Origin of the sequence: Bradyrhizobium sp. 26S5 (assembly GCF_036923295.1) — a bacterium.
GTDB lineage: Bacteria > Pseudomonadota > Alphaproteobacteria > Rhizobiales > Xanthobacteraceae > Bradyrhizobium > Bradyrhizobium septentrionale.
This window is the reverse complement of record NZ_CP145948.1, coordinates 9,478,696-9,497,149: the sequence shown is the minus strand read 5'-3', so window position 1 is coordinate 9,497,149 and position 18,454 is coordinate 9,478,696. Positions and strand designations below refer to the sequence as shown.

Annotated in this window: 22 protein-coding genes; 12 read left to right on the top strand and 10 right to left on the bottom strand. The window is 63.7% G+C overall.

Annotated elements, in window-relative coordinates; genetic code table 11:
- The first annotated feature begins 154 nt into the window (after positions 1-154).
- On the top strand, positions 155-916 hold the full coding sequence (locus tag V5279_RS44755; protein WP_338693696.1) for an SDR family oxidoreductase: 762 nt from the start codon (positions 155-157) through the stop codon (positions 914-916).
- A 156-nt stretch (positions 917-1,072) separates the two neighbouring features.
- Here V5279_RS44755 and V5279_RS44750 read toward each other — a convergent pair whose 3' ends face one another.
- The gene (locus V5279_RS44750; RefSeq protein WP_338693694.1) at positions 1,073-2,473 is read right to left on the bottom strand and encodes an MFS transporter; all 1,401 of its coding nucleotides are present in this window, start codon (positions 2,471-2,473) and stop codon (positions 1,073-1,075) included.
- A gap of 326 nt (positions 2,474-2,799) precedes the next feature.
- Between V5279_RS44750 and V5279_RS44745 the strand changes: the two genes are divergently transcribed.
- From V5279_RS44745 to V5279_RS44735, 3 genes are all read left to right on the top strand, one after another.
- Positions 2,800-3,354, top strand: coding sequence for a fasciclin domain-containing protein (locus tag V5279_RS44745; RefSeq protein ID WP_166307821.1), 555 nt, complete (start codon positions 2,800-2,802; stop codon positions 3,352-3,354).
- A 180-nt stretch (positions 3,355-3,534) separates the two neighbouring features.
- Complete coding sequence (locus V5279_RS44740; RefSeq protein ID WP_338693689.1) at positions 3,535-4,167, top strand: cytochrome b/b6 domain-containing protein; 633 nt, start codon at positions 3,535-3,537, stop codon at positions 4,165-4,167.
- Positions 4,168-4,241: 74 nt separating this feature from the next.
- Entirely contained in the window at positions 4,242-5,027 is a 786-nt protein-coding gene (locus V5279_RS44735; protein ID WP_338693687.1) for a molybdopterin-binding protein, read from the top strand.
- Positions 5,028-5,066: 39 nt separating this feature from the next.
- On the opposite strand, the gene V5279_RS44730 is transcribed toward V5279_RS44735, so the two are convergent.
- Both V5279_RS44730 and V5279_RS44725 read right to left on the bottom strand, forming a co-directional pair.
- Positions 5,067-6,245: a YbfB/YjiJ family MFS transporter gene (locus tag V5279_RS44730; RefSeq protein WP_338693685.1), complete on the bottom strand. Its 1,179-nt coding sequence runs from the start codon at positions 6,243-6,245 to the stop codon at positions 5,067-5,069.
- 89 nt (positions 6,246-6,334) lie between these two features.
- The gene (locus tag V5279_RS44725; protein ID WP_338693683.1) at positions 6,335-7,198 is read right to left on the bottom strand and encodes an EamA family transporter; all 864 of its coding nucleotides are present in this window, start codon (positions 7,196-7,198) and stop codon (positions 6,335-6,337) included.
- A 147-nt stretch (positions 7,199-7,345) separates the two neighbouring features.
- Here V5279_RS44725 and leuB point away from each other — a divergent pair, with 147 nt between their 5' ends.
- Together leuB and V5279_RS44715 are read left to right on the top strand one after the other, a co-directional pair.
- Complete coding sequence (gene leuB / locus V5279_RS44720) at positions 7,346-8,458, top strand: 3-isopropylmalate dehydrogenase (RefSeq protein ID WP_338693681.1); 1,113 nt, start codon at positions 7,346-7,348, stop codon at positions 8,456-8,458.
- 175 nt (positions 8,459-8,633) lie between these two features.
- A complete protein-coding gene (locus V5279_RS44715) occupies positions 8,634-9,614 on the top strand; it encodes a lysozyme inhibitor LprI family protein (RefSeq protein WP_338693679.1) in 981 nt (326 codons plus the stop codon).
- A gap of 87 nt (positions 9,615-9,701) precedes the next feature.
- On the opposite strand, the gene V5279_RS44710 is transcribed toward V5279_RS44715, so the two are convergent.
- Both V5279_RS44710 and V5279_RS44705 read right to left on the bottom strand, forming a co-directional pair.
- Entirely contained in the window at positions 9,702-10,100 is a 399-nt protein-coding gene (locus tag V5279_RS44710) for a hypothetical protein (RefSeq protein WP_338693677.1), read from the bottom strand.
- Positions 10,101-10,278: 178 nt separating this feature from the next.
- Positions 10,279-11,073 (bottom strand): hypothetical protein, encoded by a 795-nt coding sequence (locus V5279_RS44705; RefSeq protein ID WP_338693675.1) that lies wholly within the window; start codon positions 11,071-11,073, stop codon positions 10,279-10,281.
- Positions 11,074-11,189: 116 nt separating this feature from the next.
- Here V5279_RS44705 and V5279_RS44700 point away from each other — a divergent pair, with 116 nt between their 5' ends.
- Positions 11,190-12,224: an aspartate-semialdehyde dehydrogenase gene (locus V5279_RS44700; RefSeq protein ID WP_166300527.1), complete on the top strand. Its 1,035-nt coding sequence runs from the start codon at positions 11,190-11,192 to the stop codon at positions 12,222-12,224.
- Between the two features lie 37 nt (positions 12,225-12,261).
- Positions 12,262-12,816, top strand: coding sequence for a TIGR00645 family protein (locus V5279_RS44695; RefSeq protein ID WP_166300529.1), 555 nt, complete (start codon positions 12,262-12,264; stop codon positions 12,814-12,816).
- Between the two features lie 26 nt (positions 12,817-12,842).
- On the opposite strand, the gene V5279_RS44690 is transcribed toward V5279_RS44695, so the two are convergent.
- Positions 12,843-13,478 (bottom strand): carbonic anhydrase, encoded by a 636-nt coding sequence (locus tag V5279_RS44690; RefSeq protein ID WP_338693671.1) that lies wholly within the window; start codon positions 13,476-13,478, stop codon positions 12,843-12,845.
- A gap of 204 nt (positions 13,479-13,682) precedes the next feature.
- Here V5279_RS44690 and V5279_RS44685 point away from each other — a divergent pair, with 204 nt between their 5' ends.
- Positions 13,683-14,561 carry a CoA ester lyase gene (locus V5279_RS44685; protein WP_338693669.1) on the top strand — a complete coding sequence of 293 codons (879 nt, stop codon included), beginning with the start codon at positions 13,683-13,685 and terminating at the stop codon, positions 14,559-14,561.
- A 179-nt stretch (positions 14,562-14,740) separates the two neighbouring features.
- On the opposite strand, the gene V5279_RS44680 is transcribed toward V5279_RS44685, so the two are convergent.
- The 3 genes from V5279_RS44680 to V5279_RS44670 form a co-directional block, all read right to left on the bottom strand.
- Positions 14,741-15,529, bottom strand: coding sequence for a hypothetical protein (locus V5279_RS44680; RefSeq protein ID WP_338693667.1), 789 nt, complete (start codon positions 15,527-15,529; stop codon positions 14,741-14,743).
- A 93-nt stretch (positions 15,530-15,622) separates the two neighbouring features.
- Positions 15,623-16,225 (bottom strand): 3-isopropylmalate dehydratase small subunit, encoded by a 603-nt coding sequence (gene leuD, locus V5279_RS44675; RefSeq protein WP_338693665.1) that lies wholly within the window; start codon positions 16,223-16,225, stop codon positions 15,623-15,625.
- Between the two features lie 84 nt (positions 16,226-16,309).
- Positions 16,310-16,708, bottom strand: a complete 399-nt coding sequence (locus tag V5279_RS44670) for a metallopeptidase family protein (RefSeq protein ID WP_166300539.1) — start codon at positions 16,706-16,708, stop codon at positions 16,310-16,312.
- Between the two features lie 115 nt (positions 16,709-16,823).
- Between V5279_RS44670 and V5279_RS44665 the strand changes: the two genes are divergently transcribed.
- Positions 16,824-17,150, top strand: a complete 327-nt coding sequence (locus tag V5279_RS44665; RefSeq protein WP_166300541.1) for a hypothetical protein — start codon at positions 16,824-16,826, stop codon at positions 17,148-17,150.
- Between the two features lie 98 nt (positions 17,151-17,248).
- Here V5279_RS44665 and V5279_RS44660 read toward each other — a convergent pair whose 3' ends face one another.
- Positions 17,249-17,476 carry a hypothetical protein gene (locus V5279_RS44660; protein ID WP_338693660.1) on the bottom strand — a complete coding sequence of 76 codons (228 nt, stop codon included), beginning with the start codon at positions 17,474-17,476 and terminating at the stop codon, positions 17,249-17,251.
- Between the two features lie 258 nt (positions 17,477-17,734).
- Here V5279_RS44660 and V5279_RS44655 point away from each other — a divergent pair, with 258 nt between their 5' ends.
- Both V5279_RS44655 and V5279_RS44650 read left to right on the top strand, forming a co-directional pair.
- Positions 17,735-17,953, top strand: a complete 219-nt coding sequence (locus V5279_RS44655; protein ID WP_338693658.1) for a hypothetical protein — start codon at positions 17,735-17,737, stop codon at positions 17,951-17,953.
- A gap of 127 nt (positions 17,954-18,080) precedes the next feature.
- Positions 18,081-18,407, top strand: a complete 327-nt coding sequence (locus V5279_RS44650; RefSeq protein ID WP_338693656.1) for a hypothetical protein — start codon at positions 18,081-18,083, stop codon at positions 18,405-18,407.
- Positions 18,408-18,454 lie beyond the last annotated feature (47 nt).

The following is an 18,454-nucleotide window of genomic DNA, read 5'->3' as shown; positions in this document are numbered from 1 at the left end:
GATAAGCGGCACTAGATTAATTAGATTCGCTAGTGCCCCGTAAGCTTCCGAAGTTCGTGTCAGTGTCTGCCGCGGCGGATCACGAACTTCGGAAGCGGGGCACTAGCGCTGGATTAGCAAAAACGCCCTTCGGAAAGCAACGGAGACAGTTTGCATGACAAATAATGGGAAACGCGTGGCCTGGGTCACCGGCGGCGGCACCGGAATCGGCGAATCCGGGGCGGAATTCCTGGCTGCGGACGGCTGGACGGTGGTGGTCTCCGGCCGCCGCAAGGAAGAGCTCGACCGCGTGGTGGCCAACATCACGAACAAGGGCGGCAAGGCCGAGGCGATCCCGCTCGACGTCAGCAACAAGGCCGACGTCAACAAGGCGGCCGAGACCGTCGTCGCCAAACACGGCCGCATCGACCTCCTGGTCAACAGCGCCGGCATCAATGTGCCGAAGCGCAGCTGGGCCGACATGGAACTGGAAGGCTGGGACAAGCTCGTCGAGGTCAACCTCAACGGCGTGCTCTATTGCATGCGCGCGGTGCTGCCGACGATGCGCAAGCAACAGGACGGCTGCATCATCAACGTCGCCTCCTGGGCCGGCCGTCACGTCTCGAAAATGCCGGGCCCGGCCTACACCACGACCAAGCACGCGGTGCTGGCGCTGACCCACTCCTTCAACATGGACGAATGCGTCAACGGCCTGCGCGCCTGCTGCCTGTCGCCGGGCGAGGTTGCAACGCCGATCCTCAAGCAGCGGCCGGTGGTGCCGAGCGAAGCCGAGCAGGCCAAGATGCTGCAGCCCGAGGATTGCGGCCGCACCATCGCTTTCGTCGCCAGCATGCCGCCGCGGGTCTGCATGAACGAGATCCTGATCAGCCCGACCCACAACCGCGGGTTCATCCAGACGCCGGCGAACAGGGATTAGGTCCGTCTTCTCCTTCCCCCTGAAAGGGGGAAGGTCGGGATGGGGGTCAGCCGCAGGCGACCGTGTATGTGGAGAGAGCAGATCCCCACCCGCTTTGCTCTGGCGAGCAAAGCGACCTCCCCTTTTCAAGGGGAGGTTGGAGCAACGTAGCCCCGATCACTCGATGATCTCGTTCAGCTCCCTGCCGGAATGCTCGGGGACCCACAGGAAGACACCGACCGCCATCGCGATCATCAGCACGGGGATGCAGAGGAACGCCAGCGCGAACGAGCCGGTGTGCTGCTGGAGTGCGATCGAAACGAACGGGAACAGCACGAAGCCGACGAAATAGGCGATCGCCCACACCACGCCGTTGGCGGCGCCGCGGATGCGGGTCGGGAAGATTTCCGCGGTCAGGGTCGTGCTCGGTCCCCAGAAGCCGAGGAAGCCGAGGCACCAGAGCAGCCCGAACGTCCAGAGCAGGACGCGGTCCTCGGAATAGACCCAGAGCGTCATGAAGATCGCACCCTCGATCAAGGTGATGATGAAGGCGCGCCGGCGGCCGATCTTGTCGATCAGCCAGCCGACCAGGCACAGTCCGAGGAAGCCGCAAAGGCCGTAGAACACGTAGAACAGGCTGTATTCCGTCGTCGACCAATGCTTCTCGGTCGATAGGTACAGCGGCATCCAGGCGCCGACCGTGCCGTAGATGGAAGTGCTGGCGCAGGCAACGAACAGCGCAACCAGCGTTGCGGGCAGCACGTCGGGCAGGAACACCTGGCGGATGCCGACCGACTTGGCCTTGCCGAACCAGGCGCCATCGTCGGCGCTGACCGTGCCGCCGCGCGCCAGCGTCTCCGAGATGCGCCGCTTGCGGTCCTGCGCGCGCACCCAATAGGGCGATTCCGGGCAGGTGGAGCGGATATAGATCGCGAGCAGCGCGATCACGCCGGGCACCATGACTGCGATGCGCCAGCCGAAATTGGCGGCGACCAGTCCGGTGATCGCGCCGGCGAGCGTGGCACCGAGGCACCAGGCCGATCGCGTGATGGTGATCACCCGCCCGCGCAGCCGCGCCGGCCAGGTTTCGGCCACCAGCATTGAGCCGAGCGACCATTCGCCGTTGAGCGCGAAGAACAGGAACGAGCGCGCGATGACAAAGACTGTAAAGGTCGGCGACAGTGCCGCGACCGGCATCAACAGCGAGAACAGCGCGATGTTGACGGCGAGCAGCGTGCGCCGGCCAAACCGGTCCGCCAGCCATGGCCAGAAATAGAGGCCGGCGATGCCGACGAACAGCGCGATCTGCATGCCGGAGCGATATTCCGGCAGGCTTAGCGAAAATTCCTTGATCACCATCGGCGAGACCAGCGCGAAGATCACGCCGTCCATGCCGTCAAAACCCCAGCCGAGTGCGTTGGCGGTGGCGATGTGCCAATGCGTTTTCGTCACCTCGGTGCCGCCGGCGACCGCGCGGTAATTGGCAAATTGCAGGTGCTTCTGCTCGAGCGGGCCGATGTCGCTGCTGGCCTCGTTCGCCGCAGGCGCGGCGTGGCCATCAGCCGTGATGCTGCTCATGATCGTCCTCCCCACACCCGCCTGGCTAGCGAAGCTGCGCTGCAATCTCAGGCTGAACCAATCGGGCAATGGCGGCAAGCAAATTGCTCGCGGTAGCGCACCCGTCCATTCCGCTGAATGGAATGGTCGACAAGTTGTGGGCTGCGCTGCGCGTACGAAGCGCGCCGCAGCCGGTTTCAGGAATCACAAAGAATTATTTCCGGAAACCGCCGGGAAAACCTGCCGTAGCTCGGCCAACGACGACGCAGACACCGAACAACACGCGCCGTTGTCCATCATCGCCGGCGATGCCTCGCCGGTTGGATATCTCATCGGGAGACGAAACCATGTCGAAGCGTATTGCCTATCTCGCTGCCGCCGCCTTCAGCGCGCTTGCGATCACCGCCACTGTCGTGGCCCCGGTCCGCGCCGAGGAAAAGACCGTGATGGTCGGCGGCGCCGCGATGTTCCCGTCCAAGAACATCGTCCAGAACGCCGTCAATTCGAAGGACCACACCACCCTCGTCGCCGCGGTGAAGGCCGCGGGCCTGGTCAGCACGCTGGAAAGCAAGGGCCCGTTCACGGTGTTCGCGCCGACCAACGCCGCGTTCGGCAAGCTGCCGGCCGGAACCGTCGACAACCTCGTCAAGCCCGAGAACAAGGCGACGCTGACCAAGATCCTCACCTACCATGTGGTGCCCGGCAAGCTCGAGGCCTCCGACCTCACCGACGGCAAGAAGCTGAAGACCGCGGAGGGCGAGGAACTCACCGTGAAGAAGCAGGACGGCAAGGTCTGGATCGTCGATGCCAAGGGCGGCACCTCGATGGTGACGATTTCCAACGTCAACCAGTCGAACGGCGTCATCCATGTGGTCGACACCGTGCTGATGCCGGCGACGTAACACCCGGCGGCCCGATTTAGTCCCTGAGCGCTTTACGAAACAGCGAGCCGGAGCCTCGCCCCGGCTCGCATTTTTGTGACCAGATGGGGGCGCCTATATCAAACTGAGTAGGCGCGACCCTGTAACGGAACCCCGGTTCCCGGCGTATAAGCTGGTAACGACCACGAGCAGAGATATGCCATGACGAGCCTTGCCGTCAGCGACCACCAGGCAGAGACCGCAACGCCGGCGAAGGTGATCCAGCCGGTCTGGGTGCGGATGGTGCACTGGATCAACGCATTCGCGATGATCCTGATGATCATGTCCGGCTGGCAGATCTACAACGCCTCGCCGCTGTTTGGCTTCACCTTCTCGCGGAGCATCACGCTCGGCGGCTGGCTCGGCGGCGCGCTGCTCTGGCACTTCGCCGCGATGTGGCTGTTGATGGTCAACGGCCTGATCTATCTGGCGCTCGGGTTCGCCACCGGCCGCTTCCGCAAGAAGCTGCTGCCGATCACCCCCGGCGGCGTGATCTCCGATACCAAGGCGGCGCTGACCTTCAAACTGTCGCATGACGATCTCAGCAAGTACAATTCGGTGCAGAAGCTGCTCTATACCGGCATCATCATCGTCGGCGTCGTGATCGTGCTGTCCGGCCTGTCGATGTGGAAGCCGGTGCAATTGCATTGGCTGGTGACGCTGTTCGGCGGCTACGACTTCGCCCGTTATGTTCATTTCACCTGCATGGCGCTGATCGTCGCCTTCCTGGTGATCCATGTCGCGCTCGCACTGCTGGTGCCGAAGAGCCTGCGCGCCATGATCATCGGGCGCTAGAGCATGATCCCGAAAAGTGGGAACCGGTTTTCGGAGTTGATCATGCCCAAAAATGAGACTCTTGAGAGGATGCTATGGGTCGCCTGCGCAAACTCCTGATCCCCGGTGTCGACAAGAAGCTGCTGGTCCGCGACGCGGTGAAGACGATGCCGGAACTGACGCGCCGCCGTTTCATCACGGCGGGCACCAGCCTCGGCGCGCTGACGCTGTTGACCGGCTGCGACGTGGTCGATTCGTCACCGGCGGAAGAGCTGCTGAAGAGGGTCTCGAAGTTCAACGACGCGGTACAGGCCTGGATGTTCAATCCGGATGCGCTGGCGCCGACGTATCCCGAGAGCATGATCACCAAGCCGTTCCCGTTCAATGCCTATTACGATCTCGACGATGCGCCCGAGGTCGCGGGCGCGGACTGGAAGCTCGAGGTGCGCGGGCTGGTCGACAACAAGAAGTCGTGGACGCTGGACGAGTTGTACAAGCTGCCGCAGGTCAAGCAGGTGACGCGCCATATCTGCGTCGAGGGCTGGAGCGCGATCGGCAGCTGGACCGGCACGCCGCTGCGCGATTTCCTCAAGATCATCGGCGCCGATACGCGCGCCAAATATGTCTGGTTCCAGTGCGCCGACAAGGACGGCTACAATTCACCTTTGGACATGCGCACGGCGCTGCATCCGCAGACCCAGATGACCTTCAAGTTCGGCGACGAGATCCTGCCGCGCGCCTACGGTTTCCCGATGAAGATCCGGGTGCCAACCAAGCTCGGCTTCAAGAACCCGAAATACGTGCTCTCGATGGAAGTCACCAACGACTACAAGGGCGGCTACTGGGAAGACCAAGGCTACAATTCATTCAGCGGGAGCTAGCTTGCCGTCGTCCCGGCGTTCGCCGGGACGACAGCAAGGTTACGGCCCCACCTTCCGCTGAAACGCCGACAGCAGTGCGCCGAGCGCGAGCATCGCGGCCGAGACGTTCAGCGCAAATGACAGGCTGCCGACGGCATCCGTGATCGCGCCGACCACGATCGGCCCGAGCGTCTGCCCGATGCCGAAGGCGATGGTCATCGCCGCGATCGCAGTCGGCCAGGCTTGCGGCGGGTAGTTGAAGCGTACGAAGGCGGTGGTCGACCCCACCACCGCGAAGAAGGCGACGCCGAACACCAGCGCGGAAATCGTAAGCAGCAGCGGCGAATGCCCGAAGATCGGCAGGCTCGCGCCGAGCGCGTTGACGCCGAGGATGATGGTGGTGGCGATCCCGCCGCGGTCGAGCGCCAGCACCCGCCGCCAGAACCAGGGCGTCACGAATGCGCTGACGCCGATCAGGCTCCAGAACGCGCTCTGTGCGACCGCGCCGCCGCCGCCGTCGCGGACATAGGCGATCATGAAGGTCATGTAGGCGATGTAGCCGGCCCCGAACAGGAAATAGGCGGCGAGGTAGATCAGGACCGGCATGATTTCGAATTTGGTCCGCACGATACCGGCGGCGGCCGCACCGGCGTGGAAGGGCGCAAGCAGCAGCGGCACGGTCATGATCGCGGAGAGCAAGGTCATCGCCCACCACACGATCCACCAGGAGCCCGCGCCAAAGCCCTGCAGCACGAAGGGCGCGATCAGGCCGGATGCCAGGATGCCGACGCCCGGCCCGGCATAGAACAGGCTAAGCAGGAAGTTCGCGCGCTCCGGCCGCGACTGCGCAATGGTCGCCGCGAGTGCGCCGCCGCCGACGAAGCCGATTGCGGCGGCGAAGCCGACCAGCAGGCGGGCAAAGCTCAGCACGGCAAAATTGCCCGAGATGGCGCAGAGCGCCAGCGACAGCGCGCAGGCCAGCGTCGACCAGCGCACCGATGTGGCAAGCCCGAAGCGCTGGATCAGACGCGAGGCGAACAGCGCGCCTACCAGATAGCCGGCGGCATTGATCGTGTTCATGAAGCCGGCGGCCGAATACGACCAGGCCAGCGAGTCGCGCATGTCGGGCAGCACCAGCGAATAGGCGAAGCGGCCGATGCCGAGACCGACCGTCGGTGCGAGCGACAGAATCAGGATCAGCCGCGCGGGATGCGGATAGGACGGGGCGGGGGCTCTCACAATTCACTCCGGCAATGCCGCCATTGTGGCAGGCCGCAGCGGCGCTGCCCAGCGCCGGAGGCCGCAACACTGTCTTGCGTATCAGACAATCAAGCGATCAGGACCAGCGCGACACCGATCACGGTCAGCAGGGTTCCGGCGACGATCCGCGCCGTGATCTCGACATGTTTCAGCAGCATTGCGCTCAGCGCCACGGTGACCAGCGGATAGATCGCGGCCAGCGGCGCCACCAGCGTGATCGGGCCGTTGCGGACCGCGGCGAACAGGCTGAGTGCACTGAGCCCGTTGCTGATGCCGGTCAATGCGAACCAGAACCGGCCCTCGCGCGGGGCCTGCACCGTGAAGCTGCCCTTGCGGATCCGCTGCACGGTCAGCACCACCAGCGAGGACATGATGTAGCCGATCAGACAGGCCCAGAGCGGGCTCGGCCAGATCGCAAGCCCGAGCTTGGCAATCGGGGGCACGATGCCGCGCACCAGCGCGCTGGCGAGCGGCAGCAGCAGCGCCCAGCTGCGCCAATGGCCGAGGTCGCGCGGCCGGGTCACGGTGATGACAGCCGCGCCCGCCACCGCGACGACGAGGCCGGCGAGCTGCTGCGGCTCGAGCGGCTCGTGCAGCAGCACCACGGCGGCGGTGACCGCAAACAGCGGCGCCAGATTGCCCAATGTCGAGGTGATGACGGGTCCCAGCGACCGGTTCGACGCGAAAGTCAAAAGCGTCAGCGAGGCCGGGAAGAACAGGCCGATCGCCATGAAGATCGGCAGGCCGCGCCACACCACCGGCTCGCCATGCAGGATCAGCGGCGACAACAGCAGGAACAGCAGAGTGAAGGACGGCACGCTGATTGCGGCGCCCGACAGCGGCTCGACAGTGCGCAAGCCAAGCTGCGCCAGCACGACGCCTGCGCCGAGGAAAATGGCCGAGGCGAAGGCGTAGACGATGGCTCCGGTCATGAGGTCCGTCTTGTTGGCTTCTTGGGGCGCGGTTGGCTCTGTGGGGCCATTTTGGCCCTGTCCGAGGCGCCTTGCCAATCCGCCCGGGGCGTTTTAGCACTCGCGCCTGACGATGACGGGCATGCCCGATTGAGTGAGGAACGAACCATGGCGACCCACAAACTGCTGCTTCTCCCCGGCGACGGCATCGGCCCCGAAGTGATGGCCGAGGTACAGCGCCTGATCGACTGGCTGAATGCGCAGGGCATCGCCAGGTTCGAGACCGAGCAGGGGCTGGTCGGCGGCTCCGCCTATGACGCCCACAAGGTGTCGATCTCGGAGGGCGACATGGCCAAGGCCACGGCGGCCGACGCCGTGATCTTCGGCGCGGTCGGCGGTCCGAAGTGGGACAGCGTGCCCTACGAAGTCCGCCCCGAGGCCGGCCTGCTGCGGCTGCGCAAGGATCTCGGCCTGTTCGCCAATCTGCGTCCGGCGGTGTGCTACCCGGCGCTGGCGGACGCCTCGAGCCTGAAGCGCGAGGTGGTCGAGGGCCTCGACATCATGATCGTGCGCGAGCTCACCGGCGGCGTCTATTTCGGCGAGCCGAAGACCATCACCGATATCGGCAACGGCCAGAAGCGCGCGGTCGACACCCAAGTCTACGACACCTTTGAAATCGAGCGGATCGGCCGTGTCGCCTTCGACCTGGCGCGCAAGCGCCGTAACAAGGTGACGTCGATGGAAAAGCGCAACGTCATGAAGTCGGGCGTGCTCTGGAACGAGGTCATGACCCAGGTCCATGCGCGCGAATACAAGGACGTCACGCTCGAGCATCAGCTCGCCGATTCTGGCGGCATGAATCTCGTCAAGACGCCGAAGCAATTCGACGTCATCGTCACAGACAATCTGTTCGGCGACATGCTGTCGGACATTGCGGCGATGCTGACGGGGTCGCTCGGCCTGCTGCCGTCGGCTTCGCTCGGCAAGGCGGACGCCAAGACCAACGAGCGCAAGGCATTGTATGAGCCGGTGCACGGCTCGGCGCCGGATATCGCAGGCCGAGGCCTCGCCAATCCGATCGCGATGATCGCCTCGTTCGGCATGGCACTGCGCTATTCCTTCGCCATGGGCGATCTCGCCGACAAGGTCGATGCCGCGATCGCGGCCGTGCTCGCCAACGGCTTGCGCACCGCCGACATCAAGTCCGAAGGCACCACGCCGGTCAGCACGACGCAGATGGGCGAAGCGATCCTGAAGGAATTGCAGGAGCTGCACGCGTAAGGCTGGCTCTGACATTCCGGGGCGATGCGACAAGCATCCGTCCCGGTGTGGCAACACCAAACAAAATGCCGGGCCAATCCCGGCATTTTTCTTGAAATTGCCGCGGCCCTTGATAGGCGTGTGAGTGCCTGCGCAAAGTGAACATGCGGTGTCGGGCAACCCTGGAGGGCGACGCGTGCGCACCGTTGGTATTGCTCTTGCATCGGTCCTTTTCGCGCATCCAGCCCTCGCGATCGACTGCACGGCGGCAAACAGCACCGCGGAAAAGGCGATCTGCTCAGATCCCGAAGCACGCAGCGCCGACGAGGCGCTTGGCAAGACATATCGTCAGCTGCGCAACTCGTTGCCCGCCAACGCAGCGGCTGTATTGCGGCGTTCTCAGATGGAATGGATACAGTCACGAGACGCGATCTGCGCCAGTCCCAACGCAATCAGGCCCTTGCCCGCGTGTCTTGCTGTGCAATCCCGGGAGAGACAGGGGTATCTGGATGGAAGGCCGCGCACCGGGAGTCTTTCGGACCGCTTGTTTCGACGGGTTTTCATCTCCCGGCCGGCGAAGAACGGTTCGGCGGACCTTGCTATCAGCGCTATCGAATTCGTCGGCGCCGGCGATTGGCAATCGCGACTGAACGCGGCGATCGACAGCGCAGTGAAGAGGGCAATGTTCGACGCCGAGGCGGGAAAGGAGAATCCGGGGCCTCATGACAACTATGAGGTCAGCCTTGAGATCGATCTTCCCTACGCGTCCTCGCGGCTGGTTTCGGTGCACGTGACGAGGGGAAGCTATCTCGGGCAGGCGCATCCTGATTCGGGCAGCTACAACATCAACTTCGACAGGACGCTGAACCGGCAACTGAGGTTCGACGATCTTCTCGACGAAGTCAGCGCGAAGCCGATTTTCGAATTCTGCCGATCGGAAGTCGCGAAGCAGAAAAAGGAGCGATCGGATGACGCTGATCACTGGAGGGATGACGTCGAACTGACGGAAGTCAGCGAGAATTCAAAAGACCTGAAGTCCTGGAGTTTCGACGCCACAGCAGCCGTCATCGACTATGGCTCCTATGGCTTCGGAGGATACGGACAATGCAACTGTACCTGCACAATTCCGTATTCGATGCTGCGTCCGATCGTGAAGAAGGATTTTCCGCTTCCCTAGCGGAAGCGCACGTCGCCGGAGTTGCTTCATCAACAAAAATGCCCGGCCGGAGCCGGGCATTTTCGTATCGGCTGCTTGCCGAAATTCTCAGTACAGCGGGAAGTTCCGCGGATAGCCGCCGAGATCGGCCGGCGGGCTGAGCGGCTGGCGATCGATCGGACGGTTGTTGTTCTCGCGCCCGAACGAGGGGTAGCCGATCTCCGGCGGATAGGCGTAGTCGTTGAACTTGCGGTCGCCGGGCAGCACTTCGGTGCCGGCGTCCAGCCACGAGCGCGTGGTGACGTAAACGCGGGTGCGCGGACCCTGCTGATAGACCCGGTTCGGACCCTGCTGGCCGTAATAGCGGCGGCCGTCGCGGTCATACTGCTCTTGCTGCTTGCGCGGGCTCTGCGCGCTGGCTGCGGTCACACTGAGCGCGGTTGCGGTGACGGCAGCCGCGGCAAGCAATACCACGAGCTTGTTCGCGGCAGGGAATTTCAAGGTCATCGCATCCTCGTCATTACGGCCCCCTCGGGGGGCTGGCGCGTCCGCCAAAATCACTCGGAACATATTGTAGCCTTGGTGGGAAGCCCGTCACTAGGTCAATTGCGCCACACCGGCCCAGATAATGCGGCCGGTAGAGCAAAAGTTTCATGTAAACCAGTGTCTTGCCACGGTCTTGCCATCAAAGGGCGCCGCGCAGAAGCGGGTTCTCGCTGCCCATCACCCAGTCGGCCGACAGGGCCGGCGGGCCGGTGGTAACGCAGTCGGTGCGCCGCAGCTCGGCATGCGCGAACAGCGCAGCGAGCCGCAGGTCATTGCCCGCGGCCAGCAGGGTCAGCCGGTTCAGCATGCAGACGATCGCGGCGCGCTGGGCCGGCAGGCTGGCGCCTTGGCAGGTCCAGCCGGAGATGCGCAGATCAGGCGCGTCGGCCTGCTTGAGGAAGCCGGGGCAACTGCGGCTGCCGTCCTGCCGCGCCGGGCGCAGCAACGTGACGCTGCCGAACTTGCTGTCGACGATGCCGGCGGCCTCGAGCTCGCGCACGCCGCCCGGGTCGAGCCGCCCGGCGATCTCGGTGACTGCGGGTCCCATGGCCTCGCCGCCGGGGCGGTAGATTTCGAGCTCCGCTACCGGCGCACCATTGGCGTCGGCCCAGCGGAAGACGTCCTTGCGGCCGCCCTCGGGGTGCCGGAAGATTTCGTAAGTCTCTGTTTTATCTCGCGGATCGAGTCGGCTGATGGCAAAAGCCGGCGTCGAGCGGCCGGCCAGGCTCCAGCCCGCGACGGTGGGGGCCGCCATCGCCGTTGCGTCCGGCAGTTGCTTCCATAGATGGTTGCCGAGGACGGCGAACAGCGCGAGCATGGCGACATAGGCGAACAGCCGGGAGAGCGTGGCGTATATTTCGTCGACGAAACTCGTCAGCGCTGACGGAGTTCTCGTATGATGGGGGGCGGCCGGACCGGCCTCAAAGAAACGCATCAAAACGCTCAAAAGCTACGCAACGTTGTCTTGACGGGGTTTCTCGCATAGAAGCGCTGCCTCTTCCCTTTCCGCTGCCAGCGGGGGAACGGGCATTTTTCGTCGGAGAGTGAACGATGGGTTACAAAGTCGCGGTGGTCGGAGCGACCGGCAATGTCGGGCGCGAAATGCTCAACATTCTCGACGAGCGCAAATTCCCCGCCGACGAGGTCGTCGTGCTGGCCTCGCGCCGCAGCGTCGGCGTCGAGGTCTCCTATGGCGACCGCACGCTGAAGGTGAAGGCGCTCGAGCATTATGATTTCTCCGACGTCGACATCTGCCTGATGTCGGCCGGCGGCTCGGTCTCCAAGGAATGGTCGCCCAGGATCGGCGCCGCCGGCGCGGTCGTGATCGACAATTCCTCGGCCTGGCGCATGGACCCGGACGTGCCGCTGATCGTGCCGGAGGTGAACGCGGATGCGGCCGCCGGCTTCACCAAGAAGAACATCATCGCCAATCCGAACTGCTCGACCGCGCAGCTCGTCGTCGCGCTGAAGCCGCTGCACGACAAGGCGACGATCACGCGCGTCGTGGTCTCGACCTATCAATCGGTGTCGGGCGCCGGCAAGGACGCGATGGACGAGTTGTTCACGCAGACCAAGGCCGTCTACACCAATGACGAGCTGATCAATAAGAAGTTTCCGAAGCGCATCGCCTTCAACGTCATTCCCCAGATCGACGTCTTCATGGAAGACGGCTTCACCAAGGAAGAGTGGAAGATGATGATGGAGACCAAGAAGATCCTTGATCCCAAGATCAAGCTGACCGCGACCTGCGTGCGCGTGCCGGTCTTCGTCGGTCACTCCGAGGCCGTCAATGTCGAGTTCGCCAACCCGATCACGGCGGACGAGGCGCGCAACATCCTGCGCAATGCGCCGGGGTGCCTGGTGATCGACAAGCACGAGCCGGGCGGCTACGTCACGCCGTATGAGGCGGCCGGCGAGGACGCGACCTATATCAGCCGCATCCGCGAGGACGCGACGGTGGAGAACGGCCTGTCGTTCTGGTGCGTCTCGGACAATCTGCGCAAGGGTGCCGCGCTGAACGCGATCCAGATCGCCGAGGTCCTGATCAACCGCAAGCTGATCACCGCCAAGAAGAAGGCGGCGTAACAGCGAAACGCGGGATACGGGTCAGGAAGCGCGTGTCATGGCGGAACAACCGGGGACCTATCGGCCCAATCCGACGCTGAAGCGCGTTGAACGTCGTTTCGAGAACCTGCTCTTCAACAGCCGCTGGCTGATGGCGCCGTTCTATTTCGGCCTCGTCATCAGCCTCGCGGCATTGCTGCTCAAGTTCTGCATGGAGCTGTGGCACTTCATCCTGCATGTGCCGGATGCCAAGGAATCCGACATCATCCTCGGCGTGCTCTCGCTGATCGACATCTCGCTGACCGGCAATCTGATCCTGATCGTGGTGTTTTCCGGTTACGAGAATTTCGTCTCGAAGATCGATCCGGAAGGGCACCCGGATTGGCCGGACTGGATGACCAAGGTCGATTTCGGCGGCTTGAAACAGAAATTGCTGGCGTCGATTGTCGCGATCTCAGCCATTCAGGTGCTGAAGGCGTTCATGAACCTCGATACCGCCTTCGATCCCAGCAAGCTCGCCTGGCTGGTCGGTGTGCACCTGGTGTTCGTGGTGTCGTCCTTCATGCTCGCGATCTCCGACCGCTGGGGCAGCGGCCATCACGGCGGCGAATAGATTTCTGTTGGCCTGATTTCGGCGCGTCAGCGAACGCTGACGAATTCCTTCGCGACCTTATCAAGCACGAACAGCGAGCCTTCGGCGACGCCGAAATAGGCGCCGTGCAGTTGCATGTCACCGCTCTCCACGCGTTCGCGCACGAACGGGAAGGTCATCAGGTTCTCCAGCGAACGGAACACCGCGGCCTTCTCGATGCGGGTGACGAAGTCCTGCATGCTTTCATGCTCGCGCTGCTCGACGACCTCGCCCGGCTTGATGAACATCTGCATCCATTTGCCGATGAAGTCGCCCGGCGTCAGCGGCTTGATCTTGTCGATGAAGGCGCGGATGCCGCCGCACTGGGCATGGCCCAGCACCACGAGATTCTTCACCTTCAGTACGGTCACGGCATACTCCAGCGCGGCCGAGACGCCGTGGGCGTTGCTGTCGGGCTGGTAGACCGGAACCAAATTGGCGATGTTGCGGACGACGAACAACTCGCCAGGGCCGGCATCGAAGATCACTTCCGGCGAGACGCGGGAGTCGCAACAGCCGATCACCATGGTCTCGGGGAACTGGCCGCGCTCGGACAGGTCCCGGTAGCGGGACTGCTCGGTCGGCAGCCGCTGCGTGGCAAAGGCGTGGTAGCCGTCGATCAATTGCTTCGGAAAGGACTGCATGCCACTGCCTAACCACAAGCGCATGTCCGGAACAAGACTTTCGGCGTCGGGGCTGAAATGATAGCGCCGGGGCTTGAAAAGCCGCGGCCGATCAGTGCCTAAACAATGGACTTTCGCTAGAGCATGATCCGAAAAAGTGCGAAGCGGTTTTCCGAAAAGATCATGCTTAAACAACAATCTGCCAGAGGCCTTGAGGAGATCACCATGACCCGTCCGCGCCGCAGCCTGTTGTTCATGCCGGGATCGAATGCACGGGCGCTGGAAAAGGCCCGGACGCTGCCGGCGGACGGCATCATCCTCGATCTCGAGGATTCCGTGGCCCCCGACGCCAAGGCGGTGGCCCGTGAGCAGATCGCCAAGGCGGTCGCCGCCAAGGGCTTCGGCAAGCGCGAGGTCCTGATCCGGATCAACGCCCTCGACACGCCCTGGTGGGTCGACGACATCGGCATGGCCGGCAAGGCGCAGCCGGACGGCATCCTGGTTCCCAAGATCTCCACCGTCGATGATCTCAATGCGGTTGCCGACCGCCTCAGCGACATCAATGCGCCCGCCTCGATCCGGGTCTGGGCCATGATCGAGACCGCGCGCGCGGTGCTCGACGCCGACAAGCTCGCCGCGGCGTCAAAAGATTCCGAAACCCGGCTCGCCGGCTTCGTGTTCGGGCCGAACGACATTGCGCGCGAAACCCGGATCCGGATGAAGCCCGGCCGCGCGGCGATGATCCCGATGATCACGCATTGCATCCTGGCGACCCGCGCGCACGGGCTCGAAATCCTCGACGGTCCCTATTGCGACATCAGCAATGTCGACGGCTTTGCCGAGGAATGCGCGCAGGGCCGCGATCTCGGCTTCGACGGCAAGACGCTGATCCACCCGAGCCACATCGACGCCTGCAACGCGATCTTCACACCGCCCGAGGCCGAGGTCACTGAGGCGCGCAAGATCATCGCCGCCTTCGAACAGCCGGAGAACGCCTCGCGCGGTGCGATCCAGCTCGACGGCCGCATGGTGGAGCGCCTGCACGCCGAGATGGCGAGGCGTACGATCGCGATCGCCGACGCGATCGCTGCGATGGGGCATTAGGCGCGATCGAAGACCTTCCCTTCTCCCCTTGTGGGAGAAGGTGGCGCGGACGCAGTCCGCGACGGATGAGGGGTTCTCTCCGCCCGCGAGATTAATCCGTGCGGAGAGAACCCCTCACCCGCACTCGCTTCGCGAGCGCACCCTCTCCCACAAGGGGAGAGGGTAAGACCGCGCCTGCGTCAGCTCCCGAACCTCTCCGCCGCCCACGCATAAAGACTGCCAGGGATCGGCGCGTCCTTGCCGCGGCCCTTTGGCGAGATGTGCAGGCCGACGATGGCGGGGTCGTTCAGGTAGTTCGAAAAATCCGTCGGCTCGAAGAACAGCTTTGGCTCGGCATGCACCGCGTAGAACGAACGCTTCGGCAGCGCGTGCTGCAATTCGCCTTCGCGGCGCGCCAGCGCGGTGAGCGCCGCAGGGCCGAAGATCGCGACGCGGATGTCGGCGAGGCGATTGGATTTGCCGCGCAGCCGGCGCATCGCAAAGGTCACGCGGTGACGCAGCGCCAGCCAGTCCGGGGTCAGTTCGTCCTGCTGCATCAGCGCTTCGAAAGCGCGCACGATCGGATCATCCGGCGGCAAATACAGCACCGAGTTGCCGAGCTGGCGCGGCCGTTCCCAGGCAAAATAGGGCTTTGCCGGATCGATCTCGACGCTCTTCAGCAGCAGCACATCGGCATCGAGCCAGAGGCCGGCGCGCTGCCGCATCAGCCGCATACGGAAGAAGTCGCTGAACTGCAGGATGGTCCAGTCGCGCCACGAACCGTCCGGCTCGGCCGGACGTAGCCTCTCCGAGAACGAATGCGGCAGCACCGCCTCTGCCTCGGCATTGCCGATGCCGTTGGGCAGGCCGGGAATGGGATCGAAGCTGTAGACGGTGACCTTGTGCCCCGCCGCCACCTGCGAGCGCAGGCAGGTCTGGCGCAGCGCGTCCATCGAGCCGTGCCAGAAGGTGACGATGTCAGGCAACATGCGCGTCAGGTATCAGCAAGTCTGCGGTGAGGCAATTCGGCAAACAAAAGCCCCGGCGCCGCAAGGCACCGGGGCTCGATGACACGCTGCCGCTCAAGCCCAGGCGCGCTCCTTGAGCTTGGCCTCAAAGGTGTCGATCGACGTCTTCTTCTCCATCGTCAGGCCGATGTCGTCGAGGCCGTTGATCAGGCAATGCTTGCGGAACGGATCGATCTCGAACTTGACCTTGCCGCCGTCCGGACCGCGGATCTCCTGGTTGGGCAGATCGATGGTCAGCGTCGCATTGGCGCCGCGCTCGGCATCGTCGAACAGCTTGTCGAGGTCCTCCTGCGACACGCGGATCGGCAGGATGCCGTTCTTGAAGCAGTTGTTGTAGAAGATGTCGCCGAACGAGGTCGAGATCACGCAGCGGATGCCGAAGTCGAGCAGCGCCCAGGGCGCGTGCTCGCGGCTCGAGCCGCAGCCGAAATTGTCGCCGGCGACCAGCACCTTCGTATTGCGATAGGCAGGCTGGTTGAGGACGAAATCCGGGTTCTCGCTGCCGTCATCCTTGTAGCGCTGCTCGGAGAAAAGCCCCTTGCCAAGGCCGGTGCGCTTGATGGTCTTGAGGTACTGCTTCGGAATGATCATGTCGGTGTCGACATTGATGATCTTCAGCGGCGCCGCGACGCCTTCCAGCGTGGTGAACTTGTCCATCGTTGCACTTCCCGGTCAAAATGAGGGATAGGGGCGGTTATTTATCGCGAATGTGACAGCGGTAAAAGGGCCATTTCTGCAGGGCTAGCCCGCAGCGGCCTCAATCGCCTCCATATCGGCGTCCGAGAGGCCGAAATGGTGGCCGATTTCATGGATCAGCACGTGGCGGACGATGTGGCCGAGGGTCTCATCGTGCTCCGCCCAGTAGTCCAGGATCGGCCGGCGGTAGAGCCAGACCAGGTTGGGCAGCCGGGCGACGTCGCCATAGCTCTGCTGCGGCAGGCCGATGCCGTGGAACAGGCCCAGCAGGTCGAACTCGCTCTGGGCCTGCATGTCGTCGAGCACCTCGTCGGTCGGGAAGTCGTCGACGCGGATGATCAGGCCCTCGCAGAGGGCCCGGAACGTCTCCGGCAGGCGCTCGAAAATCTCGTGCGCCATGGCCTCCATCTCGGCGAGCGAGGGGGCTTTGGCTGTGGTCCACATGACACTCCTTTAGCGCGAGTGCCTCAGGCGGCGCCAGCGCAGTTGACCTTGGCGGTGCAATGGGAGACCGTGCGGCCCAACAGTGGGGCTCAAGGATGGGGCTTGGGTGGGCGTGATGAAACGGATCGTGGCGGCAGTGTTGTTGGCTGGTGCAGTCGGGCTCTCGCTTCCGGCGGGAGAGGCGCAGGCACAGAGCGCGGCGGCTGAAGCGCGCATCGGTCAGGCGGACCCGGTGGCGCGCGAGCGGGTCGTCGAGCGCCGCCGGCTGAAGCGCGTGCCGATCTACCGGTCCCGGCCCGATCATTGGGAACCGGATGTCATCCCGCGCTACAATCCCGGTCCGAACGCCGTGCGCGACTGCACCGCGACCTATGTCCAGGAGCACCGGCCGAGCGGCACCGTGATCACCCCGCGCATGAACTGCTTCTGGCGGCCCGGCTAGAGCATTTTCGGTTCTGATGAATCAGAACCGAAGCTCTAGCTCACTATTTTTACGCGTTTTCTTCACGCGAACCGGTATCCACTTCGCTCGAAAACGCTCTAGCTGCGCATCCGCCGTCGTGCCGCGCTGATCACAGCAGTAGCGGCGATCACCCCCGTCGTTCCATAGACCACAACGGCCATCAGCATTTGCGTGAGATGGCTCGCCGTTCCCATGCCGCCGCCCGGTCCCTGCGAGGCGAGCGCGACATCGGCGAGCATAATGGAACCACTGAGCGTCGCAAGCGCGGTTCGAAGCAATCGCCTGCGTGTGCCTGTGTGTGTCACGGCAACCTCCTGCAACAGAGAGCACGCGAGATACGACCATAGTCTGTGCCGGGTTTTGCGTGTGAGCGCGAAAATTCGCGCGACGCATCGGAACTTGAGCGCGCCAGCAGCATTCACAATCGTGGCGCAGTCATTCACATCCCATTCACGTCATCCGCACTCTGCTTGCGATCTGCGTCGCGGCAACGGCGGTCGATTCGCGCGCTAACGCGAGGCGTCGTTGCTAGACGTGACATCAAGGGATCAAGGAGAAGACTCATGAAGGTGATGAAGGTTCTGGGGCTCGCGGCTGTCGGTGCCGTGCTGGTCTTGGCGGCGCCAACCGAGCGCGCAAATGCGATGTCGCTGGCGACGCCAGGCACGGCCGCAAAGGTTCAGGACAACGCGAATCAGACAACCACGCAAGTGGGCTGGCATCGCGGCTGGGGTCGCGGACATCACCGTGGCTGGGGGCATCGTCGCCACTGGCACCGCTGATCGCGCGGCGTATCAGCGCAGTTGAGACACAGGCCCGTGAGCAACGGGCCTGTTGTCGTTTGCAGCCATCAAACCGGCAGATTCGCGCGCGCGAGATGGTATCAATCGCAATCTGCAGGAGTTGATCATGATGAGATGGATCGGTGTTGCCGCGGTCGCTTGTGCCTTCGCATTGACGGCGCCGGCATCGGCAACCGCTGCGGCATCAGCCAAGCCGCCGGCCGCCGCGCAACAGCGGCACGCAGGCAAGGCGACTGACTTCAGCGCGCAGCGCCATCATCACTATTACCATCGGCATCATTATCACCACAGCTACCGGCCGTACTATCGCTCCTACTCCTATTACCGTCCGTACGGCTCCTATTATTACGCGCGGCCCTATTATTACCGGCCATATCCGTATGCTGCGCCGGCGCCGTTCACCTTCGGCTTCGGATTCGGCCCATTCTGGTGAGCCGCGGTTCGCGCGCGACTGCGCAGAGCCAACAGAAAGGGCGGCTC